The following is a 21,319-nucleotide window of genomic DNA, read 5'->3' on the forward strand; positions in this document are numbered from 1 at the left end:
GCAGGGCACGCCGGACCCGGTGCGGGACCCCTGGCGGGCCGCGATGCGGCTCGCTCTGGACGAGGCCGGGCTGGCCGTCCGGGGCGGGGACGTCCCGGTCGGCGCCGTCGTGCTCTCACCGGACGGTACGACGGTGCTCGGTGCGGGGCACAACGAGCGTGAGGCCACCGGTGATCCCACGGCCCACGCCGAGGTCCTCGCGATCCGGCGGGCCGCGGCCCGGCTCGGGGAGTGGCGGCTGACCGGCTGCACGCTCGTCGTCACGCTGGAGCCGTGCACGATGTGCGCGGGCGCGCTCGTCCAGTCCCGGGTGGACCGGGTGGTCTACGGCGCCCGGGACGAGAAGGCGGGCGCGGCCGGTTCCCTGTGGGACGTGGTGCGCGACCGTCGGCTCAACCACCGGCCGGAGGTCATCGAGGGTGTGCTCGCGGCGGAGTGCGCCCGCCTCCTCACCGCGTTCTTCCGTGCCCGCTGAGCCGCCGCCGGATACCGATTTCGAACCACGGCCCCCCGTGCTGTAGGGTCTCCCTCGGTAGCGTGTCCGAGCGGCCGAAGGAGCTCGCCTCGAAAGCGAGTGTGGCGCAAGTCACCGAGGGTTCAAATCCCTCCGCTACCGCTCACAGAGAGGCCCCGTCGACCGACGGGGCCTCTCTCGCGTTCCGGACACAACGCGCGTGTGACGGCGCGCTGTTGGCCGTAGGCGAAGGCCTGAACGTTACACTCGCGGCCGGCGGGCAGCAGGGGCCCGAGTGCGCTGGTACAGGGGAGGCCGCGATGGCGGTGAACGCCAAGAAGATCGCCGTGTACGTGCTCGTGGTCTTCGCGCTGTACGTGATCATCACGGATCCGGCCAAGGCGGCCGACTACGTGCAGATAGGCTTCGAGGGCATATCGGACGCCGCGAAGGCCATCGGCGACTTCATGACCTGGGTCGCCCACGGAGGAAAGAGCTGAGGTACACCCCATGATCCGCCACCTGGTCCTCTTCAAGCTCAACGAGGGCGTCGAGCGCGACGATCCGCGGGTCGTGGCGGGTGTGGAGGCCTTCCGGGCCCTCGGGGGCCAGATCGAGGAGCTGCGGTTCTGGGAGTGCGCCTGGAACATCAGCGACCGGCCGATCGCCTACGACTTCGCGATCAACTCGGCCGTCGAGGACGCCGACGCCCTCAAGCGCTATCTGGAGCACCCGGCCCACCAGGCGGGCGTCGCGCTGTGGCGGGAGTTCGCCACCTGGGTGATCGCCGACTACCCGTTCTGAGCCCCGCGCCCGCCAGCACCCCTCGCCGCTGCGGCGAGGGGTTTTTCGTGGTCGCTGCGAGACATTTTCCGGCGATGCGTACCCAACTCATAGGAGTTTGAACCACAACACGGCGTTATTGGGTGCTTGCGCACAGTGCACATGTCTTGTGATGCTATGACCGCTTTTGACGGATGATTGACCGATGAAGAGGTGGCGTTGACCGTGTCGGCCAGTACTGCGCCGCCCCACGAAGAGGCGTCCACTCCGACCCCGCCGGCCCCCGAGAAGCGCCGCGGCGCGGACACCCGGGCCCTGACCCAGGTGCTGTTCGCCGAACTGAAGGACCTCACCCCCGGCACGCCGGAGCACAACCGGGTGCGCGGAGCGCTGATCGAGGCGAACCTCCCGCTCGTACGCTACGCCGCCGCCCGCTTCCGCTCCCGCAACGAGCCCATGGAGGACGTCGTCCAGGTCGGCACCATCGGACTGATCAACGCCATCGACCGCTTCGACCCCGACCGGGGCGTGCAGTTCCCGACCTTCGCGATGCCCACCGTGGTCGGCGAGATCAAGCGGTACTTCCGGGACAACGTCCGCACGGTCCACGTCCCGCGCCGGCTGCACGAGCTGTGGGTGCAGGTCAACAGCGCCACCGAGGACCTGACCACGCTCTACGGCCGCTCGCCGTCCACCGCCGAGATCGCCGACCGGCTCCGGATCAGCGAGGACGAGGTGCTCAGCTGCATCGAGGCGGGACGCTCGTACCACGCCACCTCGCTGGAGGCCGCCCAGGAGGGCGACGGACTGCCGGGACTGCTCGACCGGATCGGCTACGAGGACCCGGCCCTGGACGGCGTGGAACACCGCGACCTGGTCCGCCATCTCCTCGTCCAGCTCCCCGAGAGAGAACAGCGCATCCTTCTCCTGCGCTACTACAGCAATCTCACCCAGTCACAGATCAGCGCGGAACTCGGCGTCTCCCAGATGCATGTCTCACGGCTCCTCGCCCGTAGCTTCCAGCGGCTGCGTTCCGCAAATCGGATCGACGCATAGCCGCAGCAGACGCCGTGGCGGCTGATGCATAGCGGGCGCACGGAAGCACGCCCCGAACACCACTGCATCGCAAACCCGATCGAGCGTTAACCGGCGCGGGCGAATCGCTCACCAGGGCTGTTGCCGACAGTTCGGTTCCGAAAAGCCGTCAGACCCGTTGTTTGCAGGGCCGATTCGGATCTCACATGTCGACATGTCGGTACAGCGCGTTGCCGACATGTGACATTCTGCGGGAAGCGCGTTTGCCGTGGCTCCGGCTCCGGTATTCAGGTGAAGGCTGCGTTGCTCGAAAGAGACGGCGCCGCCGCGACCGTCCCGCGACCCAAAGGGGGTGGCATGTCCGCAGACCAGGGCAGCTCGAAGGTGCTGACGCCCACGATGAGCGAGGCAGCGCCCAAGGAGCTCGACGCTCTCGACGTCCTCGACGGCTTCGAGGGTGTCACGGCCCTCGAAGCCGTGCCGTCCCCGGCCGCCGGCCCGGCCGCCGAAGCTGTCCCGGCCGCGCAGGTCACGGCCACCATCGACACCCGCACCCTGTCCCGCTCGCTGTTCCTGCGCCTGGCCGCGCTGGGCGAGGACAGCCCCGAGCGGGCGTACGTCCGGGACACCCTGATCGAGCTGAACCTGCCGCTGGTCCGCTACGCGGCGGCGCGGTTCCGCTCGCGCAACGAACCGATGGAGGACATCGTCCAGGTCGGCACCATCGGCCTGATCAAGGCGATCGACCGGTTCGACTGCGAACGGGGTGTGGAGTTCCCGACGTTCGCGATGCCGACCGTCGTGGGCGAGATCAAGCGGTTCTTCCGCGACACCTCCTGGTCGGTGCGCGTCCCGCGCCGGCTCCAGGAGCTGCGCCTGGCCCTCACCAAGGCCAGCGACGAGCTGTCCCAGAAACTGGACCGCTCCCCCACGGTGACCGAGCTGGCCGCCGTGCTCGGTGTCTCCGAGGAGGACGTGGTCGACGGCCTCGCGGTCGGCAACGCCTACACCGCCTCCTCCCTCGACTCCCCGGCCCCCGAGGACGACGGCGGCGAGGGCTCGCTCGCCGACCGGCTCGGCTACGAGGACACCGCCCTGGAGGGCGTGGAGTACCGGGAGTCCCTCAAGCCGCTGCTGGCCAAGCTCCCGCCCCGGGAGCGCCGGATCATCATGCTGCGCTTCTTCGCCAACATGACCCAGTCGCAGATCGGCGAGGAGGTCGGCATCTCCCAGATGCACGTCTCCCGTCTGCTGACCCGGACGCTGGCGCAGTTGCGGGAGGGTCTGATCTCGGACTGACGCTTCCCGTCCGACGAAGCGTCAGTCACCGTGACCGGACGCTTTGTACCGGGATGCCTCGTACGAGGACATGGACGCGTGGCCGCCGAGGCGCCGTTACGGCAGCGTCGGCGGCCGTCGTCCGTCCGGGCGGGGTGGCCGTCGCGTGCGCGGGCGGTGGTCCGGGCGGCGGCTGCACCGCGGTCGGCGCGGGGACGGGCGGCCCGACGGCCGTACCGCCGTCCGGCTCGGTGATCCTCGTGCCGCTCGACGGGGCCAAGGGCCGTGGTGCCCCCGGAGACGCCCCCCGCGCGACCGGTTCCACCGCGCGCACGCGGGGATCGACCCCGTCCGGCGATCCGCGCTCCGCCCCACCGGCGCCGGTGCCGACGCCGCCCGGCAAGGACAGCCCCGGCACCTCGCGGCCCCGCGGCGGCCCCGGCGGTCGTACGACTCCGTCGGCGGCCTCGCCGAGCCCGGCCCCCGCTCCGAGCCGCGCGAGTCCTACCTGACCGCCAGCCAGGCGACGCCGGCCACCACCACGAGCGCCACGATCACGCCGATGATCAGACCGACCCGGGGGCCGGAGGAGGCCGCCTGCTGCTGGGGCCCCTGGGGAGCCTCGTCGACGAACGCGCGGAACATCTGGGTGCTGCCTGCGGGGTCGTAATTGCCCTGGGGGCCCTGGGTGTTAGCCATGGCCCGAGACCCTAGCGAATCCCGGTGACCGACCCAAGTGCGGGGCCACCGGGACAGACGGGGGCACGCCACCCGCAGTCACCTGCATATTTACGGTCGCAATACTTGCCTTTGCCAAGTTTTTGCGCCGTTGGGCCCGTGTTTGTTTGCCTTCAGCAACCAAGCAGTCCTATGGTTGCCCCAAGCAACGAATACGGGAGGTGTGATGGCCGAGCAGGCGCAGTTCGAAGAGCTGGCGCGTCAGCTCAGTGCCGTCGGAGCCGTGAAACGGGACATGGGGCGGATCCTGCCGCCCGACTGCCCGGCCGGTTCGGCCGCCGTGCTGACCCTGCTCGGCCGCCACGGCGACATGCGCATGAGCAAGCTCGCGGAGTTGCTCGCCGTGGACATGTCGGTCACCAGCCGGCATGTCGCGCACGTCGCCGCACGCGGCTGGATCGAGCGGCACCCCGACCCCGCGGACAAGCGCTCGCGCATCCTGCGCCTGACGCCCGCGGGCCTGCACCAGCTCGACGACCTGTCCCGGCGGACCACGCACCTGCTGGCCGAGCGGCTGGCGGACTGGACCGACGAGGACGTCGACGAGCTGATCCGGCTGATGACGCGTCTGCGCGCGTCCTTCGGCGACTGCCGGTCCGCCCCGCTGCGGCTCCCCGCTCCCGTAGACGCAGAGTCCACCCGTACACCCGCAAGCACGTAAGAAAAGGAAGCCCATGGCAACGACCACACCAGCCGGTGTGCGGGCTCACGCCAAGCACGGGGGAGGCTCCCACGGCGACGCCCCGATGACCCACCGGCAGATCATGGAGGCACTGTCCGGGCTGCTGCTCGGCATGTTCGTGGCGATCCTGTCGTCCACGATCGTCTCCAACGCCCTGCCGCACATCATCGGGGACCTCGGCGGCGGCCAGTCCGCCTACACCTGGGTGGTCACCGCCGCTCTGCTGTCGATGACCGCGGCCACTCCCCTGTGGGGCAAGCTCGCCGACCTGTACAGCAAGAAGGCTCTCGTCCAGATAGCCCTGATCATCTACGTGGTCGCCTCGATGGCGGCCGGTCTGTCGCAGAACCCGGGCATGCTCATCACCTTCCGGGTGTTCCAGGGCATCGGCGTCGGCGGTCTGTCCGCCCTGGCGCAGATCGTCATGGCCGCGATGATCTCCCCGCGTGAGCGCGGCCGGTACTCCGGCTACCTGGGCGCCACCTTCGCCGTCGCCACCGTCGGCGGCCCGCTGCTCGGCGGTGTCATCACCGACACCTCCTGGCTGGGCTGGCGCTGGTGCTTCTACGTCGGCGTCCCCTTCGCCGTCCTCGCGCTGATCGTGCTCCAGAAGACCCTGCACCTGCCCGTGGTCAAGCGGGAGGTCAAGGTCGACTGGGGCGGCGCGACCCTCATCTCCGCCGCCGTCTCCCTGCTGCTGGTCTGGGTCACCTTCGCCGGTGACAAGTACGACTGGCTGTCCTGGCAGACCTACGCGATGGTCGGCGGCTCGATCGTCCTCGGCGCGCTGTTCGTGCTCGTCGAGTCCAAGGCGAGCGAGCCGATCATCCCGCTGCGCCTGTTCAGGAACCGCACGATCACGCTGGCGTCGCTCGCCTCGCTGTTCGTCGGTATCGCGATGTTCTCCGGCACCGTCTTCTTCAGCCAGTACTTCCAGCTGGCCCGTGACAAGTCCCCGACCATGTCGGGCGTCCTGACCATCCCGATGATCGGCGGCCTGTTCGTCTCCTCGACCGTCTCGGGTCAGTTCATCACCCGCACCGGCCGCTGGAAGGCGTGGCTGGTCAGCGGTGGTGTGCTGGTCACGGCCGGCCTGCTGCTGCTCGGTGGCATCCGGTACGACACGGCCTACTGGAAGATGGCCGTCTTCATGGCGCTGCTGGGTCTCGGCATCGGCATGATGATGCAGAACCTGGTCCTCGCCACGCAGAACCAGGTCTCCCCCGCCGACCTCGGTTCGGCCAGCTCCACGGTCACCTTCTTCCGCTCCCTCGGCGGTGCGGTCGGCGTCTCCGCGCTGGGTGCCGTGATGTCCCGCCGGATCACCCACTACGTCCAGGACGGCGTCGCCGACCTGAGCCCGAAGTACCAGAAGGCCCTGGCCGGCGGCTCCGGTTCGACCGACAGCATCCCGGACATGAACGCGCTCCCGAAGCCCATCCGGACGCTGCTGGAGAGCGCCTACGGCCACGGCATCGCCGACGTCTTCCTGATCGCCGGCTGCCTCGCCGCCATCGCCTTCCTGATCACGCTGTTCATCAAGGAGGTCCCGCTGAAGACCAAGGGCGCGCTCGCACAGGCCGCCGAGGGCGAGGCCCCCGTGACCGACCCGGCCGCCGCGCCGGCCGTCGCCGAGGCCCAGGCCCCCGTCGCCGCACCGGTCCCGGCCGCGGTCGCCGCCTCCACCGAGGCCGGCTCCGACGGCACGGCCACCGCCACCCGGCCGATGGCGGCCGTCGCCACGATCGCCGAGCCCGGCGGCTCCGGCGGCACCCCGGTGCACGGCTTCGTCCGCGGCGCCGAGAGCGCCCCGGTCCCGCAGGCCGCGGTCACCCTGATCTCGCTGTCCGGCCGCCAGCTGGGCCGCGCGGTCGCCCAGGCCGACGGCTCCTACGGGCTCGACGCCCCGGGCACCGGCAGCTACGTCCTGATCGCCTCCGCCGACGGCTACCAGCCGCAGGCCTCCACCGTCGTGGTGGGCGAGGAACCGCTGTCGTACGACATCCTGCTCAGCGGCACCAGCGGGCTGACCGGTGTGGTCCGGGCCGCGGGCAGCGCGCTGCCGGTCAAGGACGCGATGGTGATCGTCACCGATGTGCGCGGTGACCTGCTGGCCACCGCCGCCACCGGTGAGCAGGGCGACTTCGCCCTCACCGACCTGGTGCCCGGCACCGTGACCGTCGCGGTCAACGCGAGCGGGTTCCGGCCGCGCGCCCTGCCGGTCGAGGTCGGCGCCACCGGGGTCACCCGGATCGAGGTCGACCTGGACGCCGGCGCCCGGCTCCAGGGTGTCGTCCGGGCCCCGCACGGCCCGCTGGCCGACGCCCGGGTGACCCTGGTCGACCAGGCCGGCAACGTGGTCGGCACCGCCACCACCGGCACGGACGGGGCGTACGCCTTCACCGACCTGGACAGCGGCGAGTACACCGTCATCGCCACGGGTTACCCGCCGGTGGCGACGGCCCTGACCGTCTCCGGCACCGGAGTCGACGGCCACGACATCGAACTCGCCCATCCCGGCGAGTAGTTCGGCCCCGGCCCGTGGCGGCGCGCGCCTTGAGCGGAGGGCGCGCCCGCCACGGGCCGGTCTCATACGACCAATTTTTGAGCTTTTTTCAGGGAGAAACGGGATGGGACTGACCGCGAAGATCCGTACGCGGGACGGGTGGGCCGTGTCGCACGCGGTCGTCACGGTGACCGACATGACCGGCACGCAGGTGCTGCGGGCCGAGGCGGACACCGAGGGGGCCGTACGGGACACCACCGAGCTGGCGCCGGGGGCGTACACCGTGATCGTGACCGCCGTCGGCTACGCGCCCGCCGCGTCCAGCGCGATCGTCACCGCGAGCGGCCGGGCCGAGGTCGGCACGGTCACACTGGCCCGGCAGGGCGGCACCGAGCTGCCGCCGCCCGGCCCCTGGACCATCGACCCGGCCCACTCCTCCGTCGGCGCGGTCGCCCAGCACCTGGGCATCTCCAGCGTGCACGGCCGGTTCACGGAGTTCGGCGGCACGATCGAGATCGCGCCCGACGACGTCACCAAGTCCCGCGTGGAGGCGGTGATCAGGGCCGCGTCCATCGACACCGGCAACGGCATGCGCGACACGCACCTGCGCTCCGCGGACTTCCTCGACGTCGAGAACCACCCCGAGATCACCTACCGCTCCACGGGACTGACACAGGCCGGCTCCGACCGCTGGACCGTGCACGGCGAGCTGTCCCTGCACGGGGTCGTACGACCCGTCGACCTGGACCTGGCCTACCTGGGCACCGGCGCCGACCCGTGGGGCGGCACCCGCGCCGCGTTCCGGGCCACCACCGAACTGCACCGCGAGGACTTCGCGATGAACTACAACCAGGTCCTTCAGGCGGGCATCGCCGCCATCGGCACCACGCTGAAGGTGGAGCTGGACATCCAGGCGGTCCAGGGGGACTCCCTGCCCCAGGCGTAGGCACGGGCCGTGGACATAGGCACAGCAGGGTCAGCCACCGGGGCACCCGCTGCCCCTAGGCTGCCCCCATGGCACCGAACATCGCTACCAACACCCGTGTGTCGCTGGACGAGCTGCTGGACTTCGTACGCCCCCGGCACCGCGCCCTGCTGATCACGCGCCGGTCCGACGGCTCCCCCCAGGCGTCCCCGCTGACCTGCGGCGTCGACGACTCCGGCCGGATCGTCGTCTCGACCTACCCCGAGCGGGCCAAGACCCGCAACGCCAAGCGGGACCCCCGGGTCGCCCTGGTCGTCCTCAGCGACGACTGGAACGGCCCCTGGGTCCAGATCGACGGCACGGCCGAGGTCATCGACACGCCCGACTCGGTGGAGCCGCTGGTCGAGTACTACCGCAACATCGCCGGCGAACACCCCGACTGGGACGAGTACCGCCAGGCAATGGTCAAGCAGGGCAAGTCCATCATCCGGGTGACCCCCGAACGGTGGGGCCCGGTCGCCACCGGCGGGTTCCCGGCACGGCTCGTGTCCGGGTAATCGCCGTCCCGGGACGGTGCGGCCCCGTCGGGGCGGTCAGCCGCGGGTGACCATCGCCTCGATGCCCGCGATCAGCAGGTCCAGGGCGAAGGTGAAGTCGCGGTCCAGCATCTCGGCCACCGTGTCGCCGCCGCGCGCCGCCATGAGGTCCTTGGACTCCTTCATCACGTCGGCGGTACCGGGGACCTCGTCCACCATGGACATGGCCTGCTCGAAGTACTCGTCGGGGCTCAGCCCGGTGTCCGCTATCCGGGTCAGGAAGTGACCCTCGATCGTGCCGAAGCCGTACACGAACTGGAAGACGGCCGAGATCGCCCCGGTCACCCCGTGCGAGGGCAGCCCGGCCCGGCGGACGACCCGCTGGACCGCCCGGGAGAACGCCAGGGAGTTCGGGCCGATGTTGAGGAAACGCCCGGCCAGCGGGGACAGCCAGGGGTGGCGGACCAGCAGCGCCCGGTACGCGGTGGCCAGCGCGCGCAACTGCTCCCGCCAGTCCTCGTCCGCGTTCTCCGGGTCGGGCAGCCGCAGTTCGGCGTAGGTGGCGTCCAGGGCGAGTTCGAGCAGGTCGTCCTTGGTGTCGACGTACCAGTACAGGGACATCGCGGTGACGTTCAGCTCGGCCGCCAGCCGCCGCATGGAGAACTTGGCGAGGCCCTCGGCGTCCAGCAGCCGCACGGATGCCGCGGTGATCCGCTCCCGGTCCAGCCCGGACGGCTGCCCACTGCGCCCACCGCGCCGGGCCCTGCCCTCCAGCCACACGCTGTCCCGCGCCGACCGACCTGCCTGCTTCGTCACCGGCGGCCCTTCCTCGATTCCGCTCACGGTTCCAACCTAAGGGGCACGACTACCCACCGGCCCGGGCCACTAGGCGGACACCCGCTCCGCCCGCCGCAACAGCCCCGCTGCCACGAACCCCCCGACCAGCACGGCCACGGCCCCCACCAGCTGACCGGCCCCCAGCCCGGCGGACAAGGACTCCCCCGACGCGACCGAAGAGCTGAGCACCGCGCCCAGTACGGCCACCCCGAGCCCGTTCCCGAATTCGGCGAGGGTGCCGTTGATCCCGGCCCCGACCCCCGCTTTCTCCGGGGGAATCGCGCTCATGACGGCGTGTGCCATCGCCGGGTTCGCCACCGCGCATCCCGCGCCGATCAGCACCAGCCCGAGCAGCGTCCCCACGTACCCCCCGGAGTCAACCTCCGCGATCGACACCAGGCCCCCGGCCATGCACACCATCCCCAGCGCGATCGACACCGGCGTGCCCAGCCGTGCCGACCACCTCGCCGACAGCCCGGTGAAGTTGAGCGCCACCACGGTCAGCGCCAGCGGAGCGGTCCGCAGGCCGGCCTCCAGCGGCTCGTACCCGAGCACGAACTGGAGGTGCTGGGTCAGCAGGAACAGCGCGCCGCCCATCCCGAACACGATGAGCACGGCCCCGGCGACCGCGCCCGTGAAGCGTGGGTCCCGGAAGAAGCGGAGGTCGAGCATCGGCTCGTCGGTCCTGCTCTCCCACCAGGCGAAGGCGCTCAGCACGAGCACCGCCACGGCCGCCGTGCCGAGCACGCGCGCCGAGGTCCAGCCGTGCTCCGGCCCCGAGATGATCGCGTACACCAGCGAGGCCATGCCGATGGTGGACAGCACCGCGCCCGGCAGGTCCGGCCGGTCACCCCGTGGGTTCTTCGACTCCGGTACGAGCGCCACCACCGCGGCCAGGCCGAGCGCGGCGACCGGGACGTTGATCAGGAAGATCGCGCCCCACCAGAAGTGGGCGAGCACGAAGCCACCGATCAGCGGGCCGCCGGCGAAGCCCAGCGCGTTGACGGCGCTCCAGATGCCGATCGCCTTCGGCTGCTCCTCGGGGGCGAAGATCTGCATCGCCACGGCCAGCGTGGTGGTCACCAGCAGCGCGCCGCCGATGCCCATCCCGGCCCGCGCGGCGACGAGCTGACCGGTGCTGCCGGCGAGTCCGGCCACGAACGAACCGAGGCCGAACAGGGCGAGCCCGGCGATCAGCATCTTCTTGCGGCCGTAGCGGTCGGCGGCGCTTCCCGCGCTGAGCAGCAGGCCGGACTGCACCAGGGAGTACGCGTTGATCATCCACTGGATGTCGGAGGTCTCCGCGTGGAGTTCCCGGGTGAGGGAGGGGATGGCCACGTTCAGGACCGTGTTGTCGAGCAGCACGGTGAGCTGCGCGAGACAGATGACGCCGAGGATCAGCCAGCGTCGGGGGTGGCCTTGGGCGGTGGACATGCCGTACACCGTATAGCCGCCGCTATACGGTGTACAACGCGTTTCCCGGTCAGCCGGCCGCCTCAGTCACCCGCCTTCTGCGTGAGGTCGTAGAACGTGGCCGATCCCACCGTCACCTTCTTGAAGGTGCTCTGGATCCACGAGCTGATCTGCGAGGCGGTGCCGCTGTTGCCGCCGCCCATGCCACCGCCGGCGATGAAGTAGTGGATCCTCCCCTCCTCGACGTACTCCTTGAACTGGGCGAGCGTCGGGGACGGGTCGGTGCCGTTGAAGCCGCCGATCGCCATCACCGGATCGCCGGTCGCGAGCTGGTAGCCGGCCGCGTTCTGCGAGCCGACGGACGCGGCGACCCAGGTGTACCGCGAGGCGTCCTTCTCCAGCAGCTTCTTGGCCTCGGACGACACGCTCGCGCCGTTCAGCAGACCGCCGACGCCACCGGCGCCGCCCCGGCCGCCCTCGCCCGTCCGGCCGCCGGGGAAGCCGAAGCCGTTGCCGTTCCGCTGGCCTTGTTGCCCCTGCTGCCCCTGCTGCGTCGGGGCGCCCCCGCCGAAGCCACCGCCGCCCGGGAAGCCGTTGCCCTGCTGACCTTGCTGGTTCCGCTGCCCCTGTCCGCCCGGCATCCCGCCGCCGAAGCCGCCCCGCAGACCGCCACCGGGACCCCCGCCCCGGCCGCCCATCACGCTCGCGCCCGCCGGGCCGGCCGTGACGATCGAACCGGTGTGCCCCTCCTGGAGCGTGCTCAGGGTGTACGCCGTGGGCCCGGCCAGCGCGGTCACGAGACCGACCGCCGCCGCGCCGAGGGCCAGTTGCCGGGAGATCCGGCCGGCGAAGACCAGGCCGAACGCCGCGGTCAGCCCGCCGATCAGGACCAGCCACTTCAGCCAGGGCAGATAGTCGGGGGTGCGGTTGAGCAGGACGTACCCCCAGGCCGCCGCGGCGGCCACGGACGCGGCGAGCGCGATCGACGCCCACGGCTCCCGCCGCCGCTCCCACAGCAGCCCGGCGCCCATGCCGACGACGGCGGCCAGGTAGGGGGCGAGCGCCACGGTGTAGTACTGGTGGAAGATGCCGGCCATGTAGCTGAACACCACCGTGGTCATCAGCAGCGAGCCGCCCCAGACCAGGAACGAGGCGCGGGTGACGGACGTCCTGCGGGCCTTGCGGGTGGCCACCAGGCCGGCGACGAGCAGGATCAGCGCGGTGGGCAGCAGCCAGGAGATCTGGCCGCCGATCTCGGAGTTGAACATCCGGTCCCAGCCGGTCTCGCCCCACATGCCGGAGCCGCCCGCGCCGCCACCGCCGCCGCCCACGCTGCCGGTCTCCTCGCCGTTGAGACGGCCGAGCCCGTTGTAGCCGAAGGTCAGCTCCAGGAAGCTGTTGTTCTGCGAGCCGCCGATGTACGGACGGGACGACGCCGGCCACAGCTCGACGACCGCGACCCACCAGCCACCCGAGACGACCAGCGCGAGCGTCGCCGCGGCGAGCTGCCCGAACCGCTTCCGCAAGGACACCGGCGCGCAGACCGCGTACACGACCGCCAGCGCCGGCAGGATCAGGAACGCCTGGAGCGTCTTGGCGAGGAACGCGAAGCCGATCGCGACCCCGGCCCACACCAGCCACTTCGTACGGCCGTCCTCCAGGCCCCGGACGACGAGGTAGCAGGCCACCGACATCAGCAGCGCCAGCATCGCGTCCGGGTTGTCGAACCGGAACATCAGCGCCGCGACCGGCGTGAGCGCCAGCACCGCGCCAGCGATCAGGCCGGCCACCGGGCTGAACCGGCGGCGCACGGCCGCGTACACGACGGCGACCGTCGCCACGCCCATCAGCACCTCGGGCGCCAGGATCGCCCACGAGTTCAGGCCGAAGACCCTGACCGACAGCTCCATCGGCCACAGCGAGGCCGGCGGCTTGTCCACGGTGATCGCGTTGCCCGCGTCCAGCGAGCCGAAGAAGAACGCCTTCCAGGACCTGCTGCCCGCCTGGACGGCCGCGGAGTAGAAGGAGTTGGCGTAGCCGGAGGCGCTGAGGTTGTACAGGTACAGCACGAGGGTGGTGGCGAGCAGGCCGAGGAGGGCCGGGCGGACCCAGCGGGGGTCCTCGGGCCGGCCGCGCCACAGTCTCCGTACGAACGGCTGCCTCGGCTCACCGGCCCGGGGGCCCCGCGGGGGCGCGGTCGGTGGCGGGCCCCAGTCGGCCGCGGCGCCGTGCTCTGTCGTCGGCGGGTCGTAGTGCGTGGTCATCGGGCATCCCCCGGGTCGGTGTCATGAGGGCGCACCGGCTGCGACCGCGTGGTCGCGTCGGTGACGCCGCTCCAGTTGCCGTCCGCGGCCTCATCGGCGCGGAACTGAGTGGTCCGGCACGGCTGCGGCGGCGCGACCGGCCGCTGCGGGAGCGGTGCGTACGGAGCCGGCGCGCGGTCGGCCGGTACGTACGGAGCCGTCGTACGGTGGGCCGGTACGTACGGTGTGTGCGTGGTGGCCACCGGGGTCGAAAGGGACTCCCTCCGCTCCGGGAAGACCCAGGCGCGGAAGAGCAGGAACCGCAGCACGGTGGCCGCCAGATTGGCCGCGATGAGCACCGCGAGCTCGGTGGAGTGCGCCGGGCTGTGCGTGGCCGCGTTCAGGGCGGCGAGCGAACCGCTGGTCAGCGCGAGACCGATGCCGAACACGACCAGGCCCTGCGCCTGGTGCCGTACCGCGCCGCCCCGGCCGCGCACCCCGAAGGTGAGCCGGCGGTTGGCGGCCGTGTTGGCCACGGCCGAGACCAGCAGCGCGAGCGCGTTGGCGAGCTGGGAGCCGCAGAACTGCCGGAAGAGGCTGTACAGCAGCAGGTAGAAGAGGGTCGACAGGACGCCGACCACGCAGAAGCCGACCAGCTGGCGGGCGAGTCCCCGGGGCACGTCGGTGAGTTCGCGGTCGCGCGGGTCGTCACCGAAGGGCCGGGTCAGCCGGTCCAGCGGCAGCGAACCGGTGGTCAGCGCCTTGCCGACCCGCCACACGCCCTTCAGGTCGTCGGTGGCGGTCCGCACGATGTGCACGGTGGAGTCGGGGTCGTCGACCCAGTCGACCGGCACCTCGTGGATCCTGAGCCCGGCCCGCTCGGCGAGCACCAGCATCTCCGTGTCGAAGAACCACCCGGTGTCCTCCACCAGGGGCAGCAGCACCTGCGCCACATCGCGCCGGATCGCCTTGAACCCGCACTGCGCGTCCGAGAACCGGGCCTGGAGCGAGCCGCGCAGGATCAGGTTGTAGGCCCGGCTGATGAACTCCCGCTTGGGGCCGCGCACGACCCGCGAGGTGCGGGCGAGCCGGGAGCCGATCGCCAGGTCGGAGTGGCCCGAGATCAGCGGTGCCACCAGCGGCAGCAGGGCGTTGAGGTCGGTGGACAGGTCGACGTCCATGTAGGCGAGGACCGGGGCGTCCGACGCCGACCACACGGTCCGCAGCGCCCGCCCCCGCCCCTTCTGCTCCAGGCGGACGCTGCGGACCTCCGGGATCTCCGCCGCCAGCCGTGCCGCCACCAGCGGGGTGGTGTCCGTGGACGCGTTGTCCGCGACCGTGACGCGGAACGCGTACGGGAAGGTGCGCGTGAGGTGCTCGTGCAGTCTGCGGACGCACGGCTGAAGGTCCTTCTCCTCGTTGTAGACGGGGATCACTACGTCCAGGACAGGCGTTCCGGCGTCTGCGGCCGGGAGGTGCTCCCGCGCCGGCAGGGTGCCGGGAGAAGAGTCGGTTCGCATGGCACCGACTTTTCTCAACTGCCCTGTCGCACCCATGTGGTGGCACTGTGCTGTGCCTGTGAGTCCGATCGCCCGCTCGTTCCGGGCTCCGGCCGGGGCTCGGCCGGGCCGAGGGCGGGCAGGTGCACGGTGAACACCGTGCGGCCGGGAACGCTGTCCACCGTGACGGCACCACCGTGCGCGGCGGCCACCGCCTGCACGATCGCGAGCCCGAGCCCTGTGGACCCGGTGGCGCGCGAGCGCGCGGAGTCCCCGCGGGCGAACCGCTCGAAGACGTGCGGGAGCAGCTCCGCCGGGATCCCCGGCCCGTTGTCCTCGACGTCCACGCACATCCACGGCCCGCGCCGCCGCACCCGCGCGGTGACCGTCGTACCGGGCGGCGTGTGATTGCGGGCGTTGCCCAGCAGGTTGACCAGCACCTGCTGCAGCCGGGCCGCGTCCGCCGACACCGGCGCGGGCTCGTCGGGCAGTTCGAGCCGCCAGACGTGGTCCATGCCGGCCGCGCGGGCGTCGCTGACGGTGTCCACGACGAGCGGTACGAGATCGGTCTGCTCGAACCGCAACGGCCGCCCGGCGTCCAGCCGGGCGAGCAGCAGCAGATCCTCCACCAGCAGGGTCATCCGCCCCGCCTCCGACTCGATCCGCCCCAGCGCGTGCCGGGTGTCGGGGCCGACCTGCTCCCGGCCGCGCCGGGTCAGCTCGGCGTACCCCCGGATGGAGGCGAGGGGCGTCCGCAGCTCGTGGCTGGCGTCGGCGACGAACTGCCGTACCCGCGTCTCGCTCTGCTGCCGGGCGTGCAGGGCGCCGTGGACGTGGTCCAGCATGCGGTTGAGCGCGGCACCGACCTGCCCGACCTCGGTGTGCGGATCGCACTCCGCCTCCGGGACCCGCTCGCTGAGGTTCACCTCGCCGCTGTGCAGGGGGAGTTCGGACACCCGGGTGGCGGTGGCGGCGACCCTGCGGAGGGGGCGGGTGGCGACGCCGACGAGCACGTACCCCGCGATGGCGGCGGCGACGAGACCGGCGGCGGTGACGCTGATCTCGACGAGGATGAGGGTGTTGACCGTGTTGCCGACCGTCTCGGTCGGCAGGGCGACGTAGTAGGTGCCCTCGGCTCCGGTGACGTACCGCGCGAGGTACTCGCCCAGGCCCGGGACGGCAACGGTGTGCGTGCCCCTGGTGGGCACCTTGTTCAGGGCGGCCTTCTGCTCGTCGCTGAGGGCGACGGCGTCGTTGCGCTGGAACGGGCCGCCGTCGGAGGCCCCCCTGGCGATGACCGCCCGGGTGACCGTGCCGTCGGGCCCGACCTCGGCGGCGATGGTCTCCGGCTGCGTCGGCCCCTTGACGAAGCCGGTGAGCCGGTCCGTCAGCCCGGAGTCGCTCATGCCGCCGGGCTTCATGGGCCCCGACAGGCGCTTGCCGGCCTCCGCCACCTGCCCGTCCAGCTGTTCGTACAGGTGCGAGCGCAGCGCCAGCGTGGTGACCGTGCCGATCACGGCGCACACCACGGCGATCAGCGTCACGGACGCGACGACGAGCCGCGTCCGCAGCGTGCGCGGCTGTCCGGCCCGTCGCCTCCGCCGCCGCTGCGGACCCGTCCGTCGCCGTCCGCTCATGACGCGGCGGGCTTGATCAGATAACCGGCCCCCCGCCGGGTGTGGATCATCGGCTCCCGCCCGGCGTCGATCTTCCGCCGCAGATAGGAGATGTACAGCTCGACCACATTGGCCTGCCCGCCGAAGTCGTACGACCACACGCGGTCCAGGATCTGCGCCTTGCTCAGCACCCGCCGGGGGTTGCGCATGAGGAAGCGCAGCAGCTCGAACTCGGTGGCGGTCAGATGGATGTTCTCGCCGCCGCGCGACACCTCGTGGCTGTCCTCGTCCAGGGTCAGATCGCCCACGACGAGCACGGAGTCGGACCGCCGGTCGGCGGCCCCCGACCGGCGGATCAGCCCGCGCAGCCGTGCGACGACCTCTTCGAGACTGAACGGCTTGGTGACGTAGTCGTCCCCGCCGGCGGTGAGCCCGGCGATACGGTCCTCCACCGCGTCCTTGGCGGTGAGGAAGAGGACCGGCACATCGGGCAGCTCACGCCGCAGCCGGCCGAGGACGCTCAGCCCGTCCATGTCCGGCAGCATCATGTCGAGCACGACGGCGTCGGGCCGGAACTCACGGGCCGTCTGGATGGCCCCCTGCCCGTCCCCCGCACTCCTGATCTGCCAGCCCTCGTAACGAAGAGCCATGCTCAGCAGTTCGGTGATGGACATCTCGTCGTCCACCACCAGCACGCGGACGGGGCTCCCGTCCGGCCTCAGCAGTTCGGTGCGCCCCTGGGGCGAGGTCGTGGTCATGATGGACACCTTGTCGGCGCCCTCTGAGAACACGCTTTCACGAATCTGTGATTTCCCTGAGAAACGCACAGGCGTCCCTCAGGGAACACCCGGGTCAGAACAACCCGTCCGGTTCCCTCCTGAACTCCCTTACGGGAAAGGCGCATCCGGCCGCCACCGACTCCGGCGGCACCAGCTCCCAGCCGGTCATCAGCCGCGTGTCCAGCACGACGACCCCGCGAGCACCGGCCGCCAGATGGAGATCGGGCCCGGCAACCGCGACCAGCTCACCGCTCACGCCCCCGCCGGGAACGAGTTCGACCACCTCCCCGAACGCCTCCGGCCCCGCACCGAGCCCGAAAACCGTTACGTGGTCGACCACTTCGCAGGGTTCGGGCCGCAGGGACTCCGGCCACCCGGCGAGCGCGACGGCCCGCGCGTGCAGTTCGCGCACCTCGGCGGCCCGCTCCGCCTCCGTCCCCGGCAGCGCCGACCGCACCGCCCGCTTCTCGGCGTACGCAATCCGGTCCGGCACCCGCAGCGCGGCCCGCAACAGCTCCTCGGTGCGCCGGGCGGCCATCAGCGGACCGGTACCGAGCCAGCTGAAACAGACCGCGCCCTGCTCCAGCAGCCGCGCCGGCCCCCGCTCGACGGCGGTGATGCCGACCTTCACCATCCCCGGCCCGAACCACGCCAGATACACGCGGTACGGCCGTGGATCGTCGGCGATCGTGTCGGCGGCCACGGAGTGCGCCCGGTCCAGCCGCGCGCACTCCTCGCACCGGGCCCCCGTACTCCGCCCCGGCACGGCGGCCCGCACCGGACAGACATGCCCCCGCGCCCCCACACACGTACGCCTTCCCCCCTCCGGCACCGCGAAGGCGACCCGCTTCCCCCGGGGCAGCGCACTGCGCCGCCCGCCGTCCCACTCCAGCACCGGACCGCCCGCCGCCCACCGCAGCCCCGCGCACTTCCAGACCTGTGCCATCACTCGTGAGGGTAGAGGGTGGGTCTGACAACGGCTGTGGGCGACTTCGGGCCTTCTTCCGGTGCTCGGCTACGGCAGCACGTACACCGGCGTCCCCCCGGCCCCCACTCCCGACTGGCGCATGCAGCCCCGCTTGATCAGCGCGTGCGCACCACCGGCGCGGTCGGCGAGGGAACCGAGGTGGTCGGTGACCCGGCCGAGGTGGTCGTTGGCAAGAAAGCCCGTTCACTCGACAGGGGACAGAGGGATCGATTCGGCAGGAACCGCACCCGGCGCCGGGGCCGACACCGAGGCAGGTGCGTCGGCCGACCGCTTCCGCCCCCGCCCCGCCAGCCGGCACCCGACGCACTCCGCGTGCCCCTGCCGCGCCTGGGCGTCCCGGACCCGCATGCCCCACTGTTCGCGCGGCCGCACCCCGGGCGGCTTGCCCCAGCCGGACAGGTGCAGGGCCCAGGTCACCAGGACGCTCACCGCCACCACGGCCAGCCCGGCACCGACCACGGGGAGCGAGGCCGTACAGACCCCCAGCCCCACCACGGCGCTGCCCACGGTCGCGATGGCGACGCCGGTCCAGCCGGCGATCGTGTGACCCTCGTCGTACAGACTCATGGAACCGCCTCCAGGGGACGACCCAGTTCTCTCACGGGCTAAGAAATTTACACTCCTAATATCTCACGAACTAAGGGATTGCGAAAGATGCACGGCACGCCGCGCCCGCCCGCCACTCCGGCCCAGGCGCTGTCGGCGATGGACCACCTCATCGCCGCCCACCTCATCGGACAGCAGGAGCTGGCCCGGCGGCTCGGACTGAACGTCACCGACCTGACCTGTTTCGCCTTCGTCCTGGAGGCCGGCGACGAACTGCTGACGGCGGGCGACCTCGCGGCCCGCGCCCACGTCACCACGGGCGCGGTGACCGGCATCCTCAACCGCCTCGAACGCGCCGGCTACGTCACCCGCCGGCCCGACCCCACCGACCGCCGCCGGGTCCGCGTGGCCGCCGTACCGGACGCCGTCAGCCGCGTCGAGGCGGTGTACGCGGGCCACTACAAGCGACTGACGGCCCTCTTCTCCGACTACTCCCCGGAGGAACTGGCGATCATCACCGACTGGTTCACCCGCGCCACGGCCCTGGCCCACGAATACCTCGAGAAGCTGAACCGCAACGACCCGGCCGAGGAGTGCTGACCCCGGGACACGCGGCTGCGAAGTGCCGGGCCCGGCCCGTCAGGAGGTGAGGACGGAGATGCCGTCCCCCAGCAGTTTCAGCCCCAGAACGAAGAACAGGACGGCCATCACGGCGACATTGTGCTGAGCTGCCCAGTCCTTCCAGTTCGCCAGCGTGGTCCTGGCCCGTGCTCCTCCGAGGAGGAAGACGCCGAGCGGGACCAGCAGGCCGAGCGTGGCGATCACGACAAAGACCGCCAGTGATGCGATCTGCTGCCCGACCGGAAGGCCGGCCGAGCCGATCGCGGCCCCCGCGGCGATGGTCAGCGGGGCGTTCTTGGCGTTGAGCGCGGCCAGCGCCGTGCCGAGTCCGAAGACCTTGACCGGAGTGAGGCGGTCGATGGCGCCCATCCACTTCGGCAGCTTCGCCTGCGAGGGATCCTTCGGGCGCCGCCGCCACTGACGGGCGCCGAAGAGGAGGAGGAGCAGGCCGAGCGCGAGCTTGAGGGCTCCCACCCAGGTGGCCGGGTGCTTGTGCGCCGAGGCACCCGCCGGGGAGGCGATCGCCAGCATCACGGCGCCCAGTGCCGACAGTCCGAGGAGCCAGCCGACGGTGAAGAGGATTCCGTTGAGACGTCCCCGGGGCGTGGCCAGGATGAGGATGACGGCGATGACCGGAAGCGGGCTGACCGCGACACCGGCCGCGAAACCCAGCACGTCACCGAGAACTGCGCCCATGGCTGCCTCCAGCTGGGGTCAGGGTGGCGGCCCCGTCGAGCGACGGTCCGGCGGGGGAGGCGACTGCTCCCGCCGCCCGCCCGGCGCGAGGGGTTCTCGTGCGGAAGGTCGCGCCGCGGGTTCACGGCCTCGGGGAAACAGGCGGACCGGGAAGGTGACAACCCCGTGCCCGGTACGTACCGCCCGGTCCCATCTTCCTGCGCCCGGCTCGATCTGTCCTCGGCGGCCCCGGCTCGCGCGGTGACGGCAACGTCATGACTGCCCCGGCGAGCCGGACCCGGTACCGGCCATCACGACCGGCCATCACGACGGAACCGGCAGCGTCAGCCTTCCCGGCGAGCCGGTCCGGCGCCGCCTGCGGAACCTGCCCAGCTTCGTGGTCACGCGCGGCGGCGGGTACTGCTTCGTGCCGGGTCTGCGTGCCCTGCGCCGGCTCGCCGAACTGGAGGACTGAAGCGAAACCCCATCCCTGTGGCCCGGTCTCGCTCTCCGAGGAGAGGCCGAAGTCATGGCAGCACAGTTCGTCCCCTAGACGCCTGGCGTCGAGGTGCAGGACCCGGACGAGATCCAGGACGGACTCCCCCCGAGCAGGCCCGGGGCAACTCGCCCCTGAAACGCGAGAGGCCCCGGATCGCTCCGGGGCCTCTTGTCTGTGCGCACTCGGCAGGATTCGAACCTGCAGCCTTCTGATCCGTAGCTCTGGAGAGACAGGTCAACGAGGGTCACAGAGGTTGCCGTGTGGTCCTTTGCAGTGGTTGCCGATCACGGCTGGTTACCGGGGCTGCTGTACTGCGCTGCTGTCGGTTGCCGACGCCCGCTGTCGTACAACCGTTCGCTGCCTTTGGCAGTCTCCTGTGGCGCAGCCTTGATCTGAACGGCAGATGTCCATGGGCTGATGCGGTACGAAAGGGCGGACGTATGCGCAGGGTTCGAAGACTGGCCGCCGTGCTGGCCACCGCCACGGTCGTGTCGGTGGGCACGGTCGTCCTGGCCGCAGGTGGGCCTGCCGGTGCGGTGCCGGCCCACAAGGCGTCGGCGGCCGGCAGGTCGGCCGACTTCAACGGGGACGGCTACGGTGACCTCGCCATCGCGGCGGAGGGGTACATGGCGGTGATGTACGGGACGAAGACAGGTCTCAGTGCGT

General features: G+C 71.5%; 20 protein-coding genes, 1 tRNA gene and 1 pseudogene. 12 read left to right on the plus strand and 10 right to left on the minus strand.

Annotation, left to right across the window (positions count from 1 at the left end; translation table 11 throughout):
• Positions 1-43 precede the first annotated feature (43 nt).
• From tadA to C3492_RS41505, 6 genes are all read left to right on the plus strand, one after another.
• Complete coding sequence (gene tadA / locus C3492_RS41480) at positions 44-475, plus strand: tRNA adenosine(34) deaminase TadA (RefSeq protein WP_219822137.1); 432 nt, start codon at positions 44-46, stop codon at positions 473-475.
• A gap of 56 nt (positions 476-531) precedes the next feature.
• A tRNA-Ser gene (locus C3492_RS41485) sits at positions 532-616 on the plus strand.
• 158 nt (positions 617-774) lie between these two features.
• A complete protein-coding gene (locus C3492_RS41490) occupies positions 775-954 on the plus strand; it encodes a hypothetical protein (protein ID WP_103817756.1) in 180 nt (59 codons plus the stop codon).
• Positions 955-964: 10 nt separating this feature from the next.
• Positions 965-1,258 carry a Dabb family protein gene (locus C3492_RS41495; protein ID WP_058081092.1) on the plus strand — a complete coding sequence of 98 codons (294 nt, stop codon included), beginning with the start codon at positions 965-967 and terminating at the stop codon, positions 1,256-1,258.
• 198 nt (positions 1,259-1,456) lie between these two features.
• On the plus strand, positions 1,457-2,293 hold the full coding sequence (locus C3492_RS41500) for an RNA polymerase sigma factor SigF (RefSeq protein WP_258056210.1): 837 nt from the start codon (positions 1,457-1,459) through the stop codon (positions 2,291-2,293).
• A 336-nt stretch (positions 2,294-2,629) separates the two neighbouring features.
• Entirely contained in the window at positions 2,630-3,571 is a 942-nt protein-coding gene (locus C3492_RS41505) for an RNA polymerase sigma factor SigF (protein WP_103817758.1), read from the plus strand.
• Between the two features lie 483 nt (positions 3,572-4,054).
• Here the strand turns inward: C3492_RS41505 and C3492_RS41510 are convergent, their stop codons facing one another.
• Positions 4,055-4,249, minus strand: coding sequence for a hypothetical protein (locus C3492_RS41510; protein ID WP_103817759.1), 195 nt, complete (start codon positions 4,247-4,249; stop codon positions 4,055-4,057).
• 205 nt (positions 4,250-4,454) lie between these two features.
• Between C3492_RS41510 and C3492_RS41515 the strand changes: the two genes are divergently transcribed.
• The 4 genes from C3492_RS41515 to C3492_RS41530 all read left to right on the plus strand — a co-directional run bounded on the left by C3492_RS41515 (position 4,455) and on the right by C3492_RS41530 (position 8,958).
• Positions 4,455-4,949 carry a MarR family winged helix-turn-helix transcriptional regulator gene (locus C3492_RS41515; protein WP_103817760.1) on the plus strand — a complete coding sequence of 165 codons (495 nt, stop codon included), beginning with the start codon at positions 4,455-4,457 and terminating at the stop codon, positions 4,947-4,949.
• Positions 4,950-4,962: 13 nt separating this feature from the next.
• Complete coding sequence (locus C3492_RS41520) at positions 4,963-7,497, plus strand: MFS transporter (protein ID WP_103817761.1); 2,535 nt, start codon at positions 4,963-4,965, stop codon at positions 7,495-7,497.
• A gap of 103 nt (positions 7,498-7,600) precedes the next feature.
• The gene (locus tag C3492_RS41525) at positions 7,601-8,422 is read left to right on the plus strand and encodes a YceI family protein (protein ID WP_103817762.1); all 822 of its coding nucleotides are present in this window, start codon (positions 7,601-7,603) and stop codon (positions 8,420-8,422) included.
• Between the two features lie 68 nt (positions 8,423-8,490).
• Positions 8,491-8,958, plus strand: coding sequence for a PPOX class F420-dependent oxidoreductase (locus C3492_RS41530; protein ID WP_103817763.1), 468 nt, complete (start codon positions 8,491-8,493; stop codon positions 8,956-8,958).
• Between the two features lie 36 nt (positions 8,959-8,994).
• Here C3492_RS41530 and C3492_RS41535 read toward each other — a convergent pair whose 3' ends face one another.
• The 8 genes from C3492_RS41535 to C3492_RS41570 form a co-directional block, all read right to left on the minus strand.
• Entirely contained in the window at positions 8,995-9,753 is a 759-nt protein-coding gene (locus C3492_RS41535; RefSeq protein ID WP_181140833.1) for a TetR/AcrR family transcriptional regulator, read from the minus strand.
• Positions 9,754-9,822: 69 nt separating this feature from the next.
• Positions 9,823-11,208, minus strand: coding sequence for an MFS transporter (locus C3492_RS41540; RefSeq protein ID WP_181140829.1), 1,386 nt, complete (start codon positions 11,206-11,208; stop codon positions 9,823-9,825).
• A 62-nt stretch (positions 11,209-11,270) separates the two neighbouring features.
• On the minus strand, positions 11,271-13,451 hold the full coding sequence (locus tag C3492_RS41545; protein ID WP_103817765.1) for a glycosyltransferase family 39 protein: 2,181 nt from the start codon (positions 13,449-13,451) through the stop codon (positions 11,271-11,273).
• On the minus strand, positions 13,448-14,950 hold the full coding sequence (locus C3492_RS41550) for a bifunctional glycosyltransferase family 2/GtrA family protein (protein WP_103817766.1): 1,503 nt from the start codon (positions 14,948-14,950) through the stop codon (positions 13,448-13,450). Before C3492_RS41550 ends, C3492_RS41545 begins: the two co-directional genes overlap by 4 nt.
• A gap of 14 nt (positions 14,951-14,964) precedes the next feature.
• Positions 14,965-16,566, minus strand: a complete 1,602-nt coding sequence (locus C3492_RS41555) for a HAMP domain-containing sensor histidine kinase (RefSeq protein ID WP_219822136.1) — start codon at positions 16,564-16,566, stop codon at positions 14,965-14,967.
• The gene (locus tag C3492_RS41560) at positions 16,563-17,303 is read right to left on the minus strand and encodes a response regulator transcription factor (RefSeq protein WP_165951592.1); all 741 of its coding nucleotides are present in this window, start codon (positions 17,301-17,303) and stop codon (positions 16,563-16,565) included. Before C3492_RS41560 ends, C3492_RS41555 begins: the two co-directional genes overlap by 4 nt.
• A gap of 94 nt (positions 17,304-17,397) precedes the next feature.
• Positions 17,398-18,270 (minus strand): DUF2797 domain-containing protein, encoded by an 873-nt coding sequence (locus C3492_RS41565; protein WP_103817769.1) that lies wholly within the window; start codon positions 18,268-18,270, stop codon positions 17,398-17,400.
• A 225-nt stretch (positions 18,271-18,495) separates the two neighbouring features.
• Positions 18,496-18,879 (minus strand): HGxxPAAW family protein, encoded by a 384-nt coding sequence (locus tag C3492_RS41570; protein ID WP_103817770.1) that lies wholly within the window; start codon positions 18,877-18,879, stop codon positions 18,496-18,498.
• Positions 18,880-18,966: 87 nt separating this feature from the next.
• On the opposite strand from C3492_RS41570, the gene C3492_RS41575 reads away from it, so the two are divergent.
• Positions 18,967-19,458, plus strand: a complete 492-nt coding sequence (locus C3492_RS41575) for a MarR family winged helix-turn-helix transcriptional regulator (RefSeq protein WP_103817771.1) — start codon at positions 18,967-18,969, stop codon at positions 19,456-19,458.
• Between the two features lie 39 nt (positions 19,459-19,497).
• Here the strand turns inward: C3492_RS41575 and C3492_RS41580 are convergent, their stop codons facing one another.
• Complete coding sequence (locus C3492_RS41580) at positions 19,498-20,175, minus strand: GAP family protein (protein WP_103817772.1); 678 nt, start codon at positions 20,173-20,175, stop codon at positions 19,498-19,500.
• Between the two features lie 918 nt (positions 20,176-21,093).
• Here C3492_RS41580 and C3492_RS41590 point away from each other — a divergent pair.
• Positions 21,094-21,319, plus strand: a pseudogene (locus C3492_RS41590) (FG-GAP repeat protein); the annotation flags it as partial.

This window comes from Streptomyces sp. Ru62, assembly GCF_002920615.1.
Lineage (GTDB): Bacteria > Actinomycetota > Actinomycetes > Streptomycetales > Streptomycetaceae > Streptomyces.